At 50.6% G+C, this 3105-nt stretch carries 1 rRNA gene; it reads right to left on the bottom strand.

The window, feature by feature from the left end:
* Window positions 1-153 precede the first annotated feature (153 nt).
* Window positions 154-3056 (bottom strand): 23S ribosomal RNA (locus JMI89_RS11575).
* Between the last annotated feature and the right edge of the window lie 49 nt (window positions 3057-3105).

The raw sequence follows: 3105 nt of genomic DNA, 5'->3' as shown, positions 1-3105 counted from the left end.
CCATCGGCTCCACGGCGTTTCACTTCTGAGTTCGGCATGGGTCAGGTGGGACCACCGCAACATCGCCGCCAGACATATCCTGTCTCACTTCTCTAACTCTTCAGAACAAGCTTTCTCAACACACTTCCTTCACCAAAAACAACTCCGAGTTGTAAGGTTAAGACTCTCGGTTCATTAGTATCAGTTAGCTCAATGTATCACTACACTTACACACCTGACCTATCTACGTCTTAGTCTCAAACGGACCTTACTGAATCTCTTCAGGGAAAACTCATCTCAGGGCTAGTTTCGTGCTTAGATGCTTTCAGCACTTATCTATTCCGCACGTAGCTACCGGGCAATGCAATTGGCATCACAACCCGAACACCAGCGGTGCGTTCACTTCGGTCCTCTCGTACTAGAAGCAAACCCCCTCAATTTTCCTACGCCCATGGCAGATAGGGACCGAACTGTCTCACGACGTTCTAAACCCAGCTCGCGTACCACTTTAAACGGCGAACAGCCGTACCCTTGGGACCTACTTCAGCCCCAGGATGTGATGAGCCGACATCGAGGTGCCAAACACCGCCGTCGATATGAACTCTTGGGCGGTATCAGCCTGTTATCCCCGGAGTACCTTTTATCCGTTGAGCGATGGCCCTTCCATTCAGAACCACCGGATCACTATGACCTACTTTCGTACCTGCTCGAGCCGTCACTCTCGCAGTCAAGCTAGCTTTTGCCATTGCACTAACCTCCTGATGTCCGACCAGGATTAGCTAACCTTCGTGCTCCTCCGTTACTCTTTGGGAGGAGACCGCCCCAGTCAAACTACCCACCAGACAGTGTCCCTTACCTCGATTCAGAAGTACAGGTTAGAACATCAAACATTAAAGGGTGGTATTTCAAGGGCGACTCCATGCATACTGGCGTACACACTTCATTGTCTCCCACCTATCCTACACATTAAGGCTCAATGTTCACTGTCAAGCTATAGTAAAGGTTCACGGGGTCTTTCCGTCTTGCCACGGGTACACCGCATCTTCACGGCAATTTCAATTTCACTGAGTCTCGGGTGGAGACAGCCTGGCCATCATTACGCCATTCGTGCAGGTCGGAACTTACCCGACAAGGAATTTCGCTACCTTAGGACCGTTATAGTTACGGCCGCCGTTTACTGGGGCTTCGATCAAGAGCTTCTGCTTGCGCATAACCCCATCAATTAACCTTCCAGCACCGGGCAGGCGTCACACCGTATACGTCCACTTTCGTGTTTGCACAGTGCTGTGTTTTTATTAAACAGTTGCAGCCAGCTGGTATCTTCGACTGACTTCACCTACGTCCGCACGGGATTTCAATTACCATCAGCGTGCCTTCTCCCGAAGTTACGGCACCATTTTGCCTAGTTCCTTCACCCGAGTTCTCTCAAGCGCCTGAGTATTCTCTACCTGACCACCTGTGTCGGTTTCGGGTACGATTACATATGACCTGATGCTTAGAGGTTTTTCCTGGAAGCCGGGCATCAGTTACTTCACTACCTTAGTAGCTCGTCATCACGCCTCAGGGTCTCAGTGACCGGATTTGCCTAATCACACCCCTATACGCTTAACCCACCATTTCCGTCCGGCGGTAAACCTAGCCTTCTCCGTCACCCCATCGCAGTCATACACAGTACGGGAATATTAACCCGTTTCCCATCAGCTACGCATCTCTGCCTCGCCTTAGGGGTCGACTCACCCTGCCCCGATTAACGTTGGACAGGAACCCTTGGTCTTCCGGCGAGCGGGCTTTTCACCCGCTTTATCGTTACTTATGTCAGCATTCGCACTTCTGATACCTCCAGCATGCCTCTCAACACACCTTCTCCGGCTTACAGAACGCTCCCCTACCCAACACACTTACGTGCGCTGCCGCAGCTTCGGTGCATAGTTTTAGCCCCGTTACATCTTCCGCGCAGGCCGACTCGACTAGTGAGCTATTACGCTTTCTTTAAATGATGGCTGCTTCTAAGCCAACATCCTAGCTGTCTAAGCCTTCCCACTTCGTTTCCCACTTAACTATGACTTCGGGACCTTAGCTGGCGGTCTGGGTTGTTTCCCTCTTCACGACGAACGTTAGCACCCGCCGTGTGTCTCCCATGATTAAACTTGTCAGTATTCGCAGTTTGCATCGGGTTGGTAAGCCGGGATGGCCCCCTAGCCGAAACAGTGCTCTACCCCCAACAGTTATTCATGAGGCGCTACCTAAATAGCTTTCGGGGAGAACCAGCTATCTCCCGGTTTGATTGGCCTTTCACCCCCAGCCACAGGTCATCCGCTAATTTTTCAACATTAGTCGGTTCGGCCCTCCAGTTAGTGTTAACCAACCTTCAGCCTGCCCATGGCTAGATCACCGGGTTTCGGGTCTATACCTTGCAACTAAACGCACAGTTAATACTCGGTTTCCCTTCGGCTCCCCTATTCGGTTAACCTCGCTACAAAATATAAGTCGCTGACCCATTATACAAAAGGTACGCAGTCACACATGCCTAATGACACATGCTCCCACTGATTGTACGTACACGGTTTCAGGTTCTATTTCACTCCCCTCGCCGGGGTTCTTTTCGCCTTTCCCTCACGGTACTGGTTCACTATCGGTCAATCAGGAGTATTTAGCCTTGGAGGATGGTCCCCCCTTCTTCAAACAGGATTTCTCGTGTCCCGCCCTACTCTTCAAGCTTCCACTTCAGCAGTATTCGTGTACGGGACTCTCACCCTATATCGTCTACCTTCCCAGATAGTTCCACTTACCACTCAAGCTACCCGCTTTGGGCTATTCCCCTTTCGCTCGCCACTACTCAGGGAATCTCGGTTGATTTCTTTTCCTCGGGGTACTTAGATGTTTCAGTTCTCCCGGTTCGCCTCATATGACTATGGATTCATCACATGATAATGTAGTTACCTACATTGGGTTTCCCCATTCGGACATCAACGGCTATTGCGCTCTTTATCAGCTTACCGTCGCTTTTCGCAGATTAACACGTCCTTCTTCGCCTCTGATTGCCTAGGCATCCACCGTGTACGCTTAGTTTCTTAACCTTACAACTCACAGTTGTCTCTGGTTTTCTCTTCGCTTTTTCTCTTTCCT

The organism is Frischella sp. Ac48 (assembly GCF_019641635.1).
GTDB classification, from domain to species: domain Bacteria; phylum Pseudomonadota; class Gammaproteobacteria; order Enterobacterales; family Orbaceae; genus Frischella; species Frischella japonica.
Note: the sequence above shows the minus strand (reverse complement) of the source record. Positions and strands in the feature narration are given on the sequence as shown.